The 6,089-nt window shown below is 70.5% G+C and carries 6 protein-coding genes; 2 read left to right on the top strand and 4 right to left on the bottom strand.

Going from position 1 to position 6,089, the window contains the following annotated elements; genetic code table 11:
• Positions 1–380: 380 nt before the first annotated feature.
• A complete protein-coding gene (gene bldC, locus VHU88_11365) occupies positions 381–596 on the bottom strand; it encodes a developmental transcriptional regulator BldC (GenBank protein ID HEX3612276.1) in 216 nt (71 codons plus the stop codon).
• 309 nt (positions 597–905) lie between these two features.
• Positions 906–1,763: a hypothetical protein gene (locus tag VHU88_11360; protein ID HEX3612275.1), complete on the bottom strand. Its 858-nt coding sequence runs from the start codon at positions 1,761–1,763 to the stop codon at positions 906–908.
• Positions 1,764–1,882: 119 nt separating this feature from the next.
• Here VHU88_11360 and VHU88_11355 point away from each other — a divergent pair, with 119 nt between their 5' ends.
• Complete coding sequence (locus VHU88_11355) at positions 1,883–3,007, top strand: Glu/Leu/Phe/Val dehydrogenase dimerization domain-containing protein (GenBank protein HEX3612274.1); 1,125 nt, start codon at positions 1,883–1,885, stop codon at positions 3,005–3,007.
• A gap of 175 nt (positions 3,008–3,182) precedes the next feature.
• Positions 3,183–3,395, top strand: a complete 213-nt coding sequence (locus VHU88_11350) for a DUF3073 domain-containing protein (GenBank protein ID HEX3612273.1) — start codon at positions 3,183–3,185, stop codon at positions 3,393–3,395.
• A gap of 93 nt (positions 3,396–3,488) precedes the next feature.
• On the opposite strand, the gene purM is transcribed toward VHU88_11350, so the two are convergent.
• Both purM and purF read right to left on the bottom strand, forming a co-directional pair.
• The gene (gene purM, locus VHU88_11345) at positions 3,489–4,583 is read right to left on the bottom strand and encodes a phosphoribosylformylglycinamidine cyclo-ligase (GenBank protein HEX3612272.1); all 1,095 of its coding nucleotides are present in this window, start codon (positions 4,581–4,583) and stop codon (positions 3,489–3,491) included.
• On the bottom strand, positions 4,583–6,089 hold a 1,507-nt coding region (gene purF, locus VHU88_11340), incomplete at its 5' end, for an amidophosphoribosyltransferase (GenBank protein ID HEX3612271.1). The genes purM and purF, both read right to left, overlap by 1 nt.

The raw sequence follows: 6,089 nt of genomic DNA, 5'->3' as shown, positions 1-6,089 counted from the left end.
CCCGGAACGGTGATGCCCTGCGTGCCGTCGACGAAGTCGACGAGCTGACCCCTCGCGTCCGGTTGGGTCCGCACCGCGATCATCGATGATCGCAGTGCTCACTCTCATACGCGGGACGTCAGATCCGGGCGCCCGTGACGACAGCTCACGCATGACAGTGCCCCGTCCGCTCATCGATGAGCGGACGGTGCCCGGACAGACGAACGGCGCGGTGCCGGGGGCCCTCTCCGGCGGGAGAGGGGTCCGGGACCACGCCGTTCGCGGCGTCAGGCGACGCCCGAGTCTTTTCCCCTGGCGACCACACCGAACCGCGGCGGCGGCTCGATGGCGGTCCGGCGTTCCTCTACCGACGGCGGTCGGTACAGGCCCGCCGAGGAGGATCAGTGGTCGAAGCGGTTGACCTGCTGCGGGATCGTGCCGGCGAGCAGGTTGCGGACCTCGGACTCGCGGTACCGGCGGTGACCACCCAGGGTACGGATCGAGGTCAGCTTGCCGGCCTTGGCCCAGCGAGTGACGGTCTTCGGGTCGACACGGAACATCGTGGCAACCTCGGCCGGGGTGAGCAGAGCCTCGGTGTCGGGAGTGTGAGCGTTCATGGCGGGCCTCCTAGTCGAGCGACCTTGTGTCGTCTCGTGACAAAGATGGTGCCTCAGGAGCCTGATGTCCGAAATGGTCCGAGCGGATCATTTCGGGTTGGACGTCCGGCCGGCAGTCGCATCAACCGAACGGGTGATAGCAACTGCTTTTCCTGCGTTGTGGCATCGGTCGGCTGTCTGCGGCGCCGGGGCGGACATCGTCCGTTCCCATGCTCAGTACGGCCAACACGGGTCGTGCCGCTAGATCCGGAGGAGGACCGAACCGCGCTCTTCGTGTCTACATCGAGGATACGGTTGGTATACGAATGGTCAACTCAAATGACCATATTGAGCGTAAGAACGCCAACGATTCACCAAACGGCGGTATGTCTGGACAGCCGTCTCCATTTCCCCTCCGGCCAACGCCGCAAGGGCTTCGGAAATCTCGGCAATCGAATCGACCGCTATCAGATCTTCATCTGTGGGTAGCCCGATCAGGCCACCGTGATCGAGTTCCACCCAGCTCTTCGGGTGAAATGCCTCCAGCCAACTGCCGACCTCGCGGATCCCGTCCACGAGCAGTCCCGCGCCGATGGTCCGCGTCAGCGTGGCCAGACAACGGGCGATGCGCTGCCGCGCCGAGCCCATCGCGGTGAGGTGGTAGAGCCGGTGGACGACCGGCTCCCGGGTGGCCACCGCGGAGTCCGCACGCACCACCCGACGATCGCCGGTGGAGAACGCGACCATCCAGGCCAGCGGTATCTCCCAAGGGCTGCTGCGGATGTGCGCGGCAGCGCCCGGATTAGCGGCCCGCCAATCGGCGAACTCGCGCTCGGCCGCAGCCACGACCGACGGCGGCCAGCAGGCATCCAGCGTCGGGGCGGGCAGCTCGTCGCGGCACTCCTCCAAGGCCTGCCAGCAGCGCAACCTCCGCTGCCACGGGCACCCGAACTGCGCGCCGTCGACGGTGATCACCAGGACCTCACCGCCCTCGGACGCGGGCGCCGGGTGCGGCGGGACCGCGATCGCCGCGCGCAATCCGGCCAGCCGCTCCAGCGCCGGCGCATCGTCCGGATCCCCGGCCGGCTCGGTGGCCCAGTGCCCCCAGTCCCAGCCGGCCGCCGCCAGCACCTCGACCGGCTCGTACACCCGAAGCGTGGCCACGTACGGGACTCCGGACCAGCTCATCGGCCCTGCCCTTCCCGAGCACCCGAGGCCGACCGTCCGCCGGTGGGCAGATCAGGCGCGACGTACCCTCGAACCAGGAGTTCCTGTTCGAAGCCCGCTCCGGCTCGGGAGGCACCGCCGTGACTGACCGTCAGAATGCTGGTCCCGCAGCCGAGATGCTGCTGTCGCAGGCCGCACGGCACGAGCAGGTCGTGTTCTTCCACGACCCGGACAGCGGCCTGCGCGCGATCATCGCGATCTACTCGACGGCACTGGGCCCGGCCCTCGGGGGCACCCGGTTCTACCCGTACCCGTCGGTCGACGAGGCGTTGGCCGACGTGCTCGCGCTGTCCAAGGGCATGGCGTACAAGAACGCGTTGGCCGGCCTCGACCACGGCGGCGGGAAGGCCGTGATCATCGGCGACCCGCGGACCGACAAGTCCGAGGCCCTGCTGCGCGCCTACGGCCGCTTCGTGGACTCCCTCGGCGGGCGCTACGTCACCGCCTGCGACGTCGGGACCTACCCGGTCGACATGGACCGGGCCGCCCGCGAGTGCCGCTACGTGACCGGCCGCTCGCCGGAGTACGGCGGCGCGGGCGACTCCTCGGTGCTGACCGCCTGGGGCGTCTACCAGGCGATCCGGGCCTGTGCCGAGCACACCTGGCACGAACCCTCGCTGCTGGGACGCCGGGTCGGTGTGGCCGGCGTCGGAAAGGTCGGACGCCGGCTGGTCGGCCACCTGGTCGACGAGGGCGCCGAGGTACTGATGACCGACGTGTCCGGCGCGGCACTGGCCGCGGTCCAGGCCGATCACCCCCAGGTGCGGGTGATCGGCGACGTCGAGACGCTGACGGCGGCCGACCTCGACGTCTACGCGCCGTGTGCGCTGGGCGGGGCGCTGGACGACCGAACCGTGGCTTCGTTGTCGGCCCGCATCGTGTGCGGCGGCGCGAACAATCAACTCGCCCACCCGGGGATCGAGAAGAGCTTGCAGGACCGGGGAATTCTCTACGCCCCGGACTACCTGGTGAACGCCGGTGGGGTCATTCAGGTCGCCGACGAGTTCGCGGGGCTCGGCGCCGGCGGGTTCTCCTTCGACCGGGCCAAAGCTCGGGCCGAGGCGATCGGGACCACGACCAGCCGGGTGTTCGCGATCGCGGAGGCCGACGGGGTCCCTCCGGCGGTGGCCGCCGACCGGCTCGCCGAGCAGCGCATGGCCGACGTGGGCCGGTTGCGCACCATCCTGCGCCCGCAGGCCCGCTGAAATGTCGCCACCGCCGTGCGGACGCGGGTTGCGTATCACTCGGACCGACGGAACAGGTACGGTAGGAGACAGCAGCGCGACCGGTTCGGGTGACGAAGCCCCTCCGGCCGCCGGGTAAGTGTGTTCCAGACCGTGCCGCGACAGGCCTCCGGGGCCTCGCAGAGGGGGTCGAGCCATGGGGCGCGGCCGAGCTAAGGCCAAGCAGACGAAGGTTGCCCGCGAGCTCAAGTACAGCAGCGGCGGCACCGATCTCGATCGCCTGCGGGCTGAGCTCGTGACGGGCGAATCCGACTCGGTGGAGGAAGCCGAGGAAGAGGACGAGGAAGACCCGTACGCGAAGTACGCGCCCAAGGACGATCCTTACTCCGACGAGCGTCGCTCCGGCTGAGCCACCCACCCAACCACCGGCACTTGTGCTGCCTGTCCCACCTATCAGCGCGCCTCGATACGTGGGACAGGCAGCACAAGTGCGGGTGGTTTGCTAGGGGTGCTCGCCGTGCAGGACGGCTCGGCCGGTGCCGGCCACGATCCGCCCGAGGTGCCAGGCCGCCAGGTCGCGCCTCGCCAACCGGTCCAGTACAGCGTCGGCGGCCTCGGCCGCCACCACCGCAACCATCCCGACGCCCATGTTCAGTGTGCGCTCCAGCTCGGCACGCTCCACCCGGCCCATCGCGCCGACCAACCCGAAGATCGGCGCCGGCGTCCAGCTCGTGCGGTCCAGTTCGGCGTCGACCTCGGCGGGCAGCACCCGCTCCAGGTTCCCCGCCAGTCCCCCACCGGTGACGTGGCACAACGCGTGCACGTCCAGCGCAGGCCCGTCGGCCCCGGCCCGCAGCAGCGCCAGGCAGTCCAGGCTGTAGACCCGGGTCGGCTCGAGCAGCTCCTCACCCAAGGTCCGGCCCAGCTCGGGTACCTGCCGGTGCACGTCCCAGCCGGCCGAGGTGAAGAACACGTGCCGGGCCAACGAGTACCCGTTGGAGTGCAGCCCGGAGGCGGCCATCCCGATCACGACGTCGCCGGCGCGGACCCGGTGGGCGCCGAGCAGGTCCGGCTCGTCGACGACCCCGGTGCCCGCGCCGGCCAGGTCGTACTCGTCCGGGCCGAGCAGCCCGGGGTGCTCGGCGGTCTCGCCACCGACCAACGCAGCCCCGGCCCGGCGGCAACCTTCGGCGATCCCGGCCACCAGCGCCGCGATCCGCTGCGGCACCACCCGGCCACAGGCGATGTAGTCGGTCATGAACAGCGGCTCGGCGCCACACACCACCAGGTCGTCGAGCACCATCGCGACCAGGTCGATGCCGACCGTGTCGTGGACGTCCATCCGCTGGGCGACCGCGACCTTGGTCCCGACCCCGTCGGTCGAGGTGGCCAGCAGCGGTGCGCGCATGCTCTTCAACGCGTCGGCCCGGAACAGCCCCGCGAAGCCGCCGATGCCACCCAGCACCTCCGGCCGTCCGGCCTTGGCGATCGAGGCCTTCATCAGCTCGACGGCGCGGTCGCCTGCCTCGATGTCGACACCGGCCGCCGCGTAGGTGACAGCACTCGTTGCGCGCTTGTCGCTCGCGGTTGCGGCCATCAGGTGCGCACCGGCGGGATCTCGTGGGTCGGCAGCTGCACCGTGGCACCCTCCAGGACGCCCTTGCCGAGTAGTTCCGGGTCCGGCAGGCCGATCGGGTACTGGCCGGTGAAGCAGGCCGTGCAGAGCTTGTCGCGTTCGATCGTGGTCGCGGCGATCAGGCCGTCGAGCGAGATGTAGGCCAGCGAGTCGGCCCCGACCGAGGCCCGGATCTCGTCGACCGAAAGCCCGCTGGCGATCAGCTCGGCCCGGGTCGCGAAGTCGATGCCGTAGAAGCACGGCCACATCACCGGCGGCGAGGAGATCCGGATGTGCACCTCGCGGGCGCCGGCTTCGCGCAGCATCCGGACCAGTGCCCGCTGGGTGTTGCCGCGCACGATCGAGTCGTCGACGACGACCAGGCGCTTGCCGGCGATGACCTCGCGCAGCGGGTTCAGCTTCAGCCGGATGCCCAGCTGCCGGATCGTCTGGGACGGCTGGATGAACGTGCGTCCGACGTAGGAGTTCTTGACCAGCCCCTGCGCGTAGGGGATCCCGGACTCCTGGGCGTAGCCGATCGCGGCCGGGGTGCCGGACTCCGGGGTGGCGATGACCAGGTCGGCCTCGACGGCCGCCTCCTGCGCCAGCCGCCGGCCCATCTCGACCCGGGCGGCGTGCACGTTGCGCCCGGAGATCTCGGTGTCCGGCCGGGCCAGGTAGACGTACTCGAACACGCAGCCCTTGGGCGCGGCCGGGGCGAACCGTGTGGTGCGCAGACCGTCCTCGTCGATCGCGATCAGCTCGCCCGGTTCGATCTCACGCACCCGGGCCGCGCCGACGATGTCCAGCGCGGCACTCTCCGACGCGATCACCCAGCCGCGCTCGAGCCGGCCCAGCACCAGCGGTCGGACCCCCTGCGGGTCGCGGGCCGCGTAGAGCGTGGACTCGTTCATGAACACCAGCGAGTACGCCCCGCGCAGGGTCGGCAGCACGTCGAGCGCGGCGGCCTCCAACGAGCGGCTCGGGTGGCCGGCCAGCAGTTCGGTGATCAGGTCCGTGTCGGTGGTCGCGATCGGGTGCTCGCGGTTCCGGTCGGTCGGCTTGGCGGCCGCCGCGACCCGAGCGGCAAGGTCGCCGCTGTTGGTCAGGTTGCCGTTGTGGGCCAGCGCCGCCGAACCGGTCGCGGTGGACCGGAACGTGGGCTGGGCGTTCTCCCAGCGGGAACCGCCGGTGGTGGAGTACCGGGTGTGGCCGATCGCCAGGTGGCCCCGCAACGAGTTCAGCGTGGCCTCGTCGAAGACCTGCGGCACCAGGCCCATGTCCTTGTAGACGACGACCGAGTTGCCGTTGGACACCGCGATCCCGGCCGATTCCTGGCCCCGGTGCTGCAGGGCGTAGAGGCCGAAGTAGGTGAGCTTCGCGACTTCCTCACCGGGGGCCCAGACTCCGAAGACTCCGCAGGCGTCCCGCGGACCCTTCTCGTCGGACAGCAGGTCGAACGAGAGCATTCCGTCGCCTCGAGGCACG

This window comes from Sporichthyaceae bacterium, from assembly GCA_036269075.1.
GTDB lineage: Bacteria > Actinomycetota > Actinomycetes > Sporichthyales > Sporichthyaceae > DASQPJ01.
This window is presented reverse-complemented; position numbering and strand designations above follow the sequence as displayed.

Excerpts from the sequence above, each read along its gene's own strand:
- bldC (HEX3612276.1), bottom strand. The coding sequence starts at position 596 with ATGAACGCTCACACTCCCGACACCGAGGCTCTGCTCACCCCGGCCGAG.
- VHU88_11360 (HEX3612275.1), bottom strand. The coding sequence starts at position 1,763 with ATGAGCTGGTCCGGAGTCCCGTACGTGGCCACGCTTCGGGTGTACGAG.
- VHU88_11350 (HEX3612273.1), top strand. The coding sequence starts at position 3,183 with ATGGGGCGCGGCCGAGCTAAGGCCAAGCAGACGAAGGTTGCCCGCGAG.
- purM (HEX3612272.1), bottom strand. The coding sequence starts at position 4,583 with ATGGCCGCAACCGCGAGCGACAAGCGCGCAACGAGTGCTGTCACCTAC.